1 protein-coding gene is annotated in these 792 nt (G+C 60.1%); it reads left to right on the forward strand.

Annotated features, from left to right (window positions below; all coding sequences use genetic code 11):
* Positions 1 to 767 (forward strand): transposase (locus BS627_RS24890; RefSeq protein ID WP_245307220.1); only part of this gene is annotated, 767 nt, incomplete at its 5' end.
* Positions 768 to 792 lie beyond the last annotated feature (25 nt).

The following is a 792-nucleotide window of genomic DNA, read 5'->3' on the forward strand; positions in this document are numbered from 1 at the left end:
AAACGAAGGTCAGTCGTACCGATCCCGATAGCGGTTATATGGTGCGCGACGGTAAGCCCAAGGGCTTCTTCTATCTCGATCACCGCACTGTCGATGGCCGCCATGCGATCATCACCGATACGCATTTAACGCCGGCCAATGTGCATGACAGTATCGTCTACCTGGAGCGGCTCGACCGGCAGCGCCAACGCTTCGACTTGCATGTCGGGGCGGTCGGGCTGGACGCAGGCTATGCCACGGCAGGCATTGCCAAGGGTCTGGAGGACAGAGATATCCTCGGCGTGACCGGCTATCGCAACCCGACCCCGCCCAAAGACGGGATGATGCGCAAGTCGAAGTTCGTCTACGAACCAGAGACCGATGGCTACCGCTGCCCTGAAGGACAACTGTTGACCTATGCGACGACCGACCGCAGCGGTTACAGGCACTATCGCTCAGACCCCTCCATCTGCCGTGACTGCCCGCTTCTTGCCTCCTGCACGTCCAATGCCGGCTCGATACGAACCATCACCCGGCATGTCTGGCAAGATGCACGCGAACGCACGGATGTTCATCGAAAGACGGCGTGGGGCAAGGCGATCTACAAGCGGCGCAAGGAAACGGTGGAGCGCTCCTTCGCCGATGCCAAGCAGCTTCACGGGCACCGCTATGCCCGCTTCCGCGGCTTGATCAAGGTTAGATGGCAGTGCCTGCTCGCCGCGAGCGCCCAGAACATCAAGAAAATCGCAATGGCGCTCACGAAAGCACCCAAACCCGCCTGGGGATGAGGAAACGAGGCTCATCTTATCTCCC

Source organism: Agrobacterium salinitolerans (assembly GCF_002008225.1).
Lineage (GTDB): Bacteria > Pseudomonadota > Alphaproteobacteria > Rhizobiales > Rhizobiaceae > Agrobacterium > Agrobacterium salinitolerans.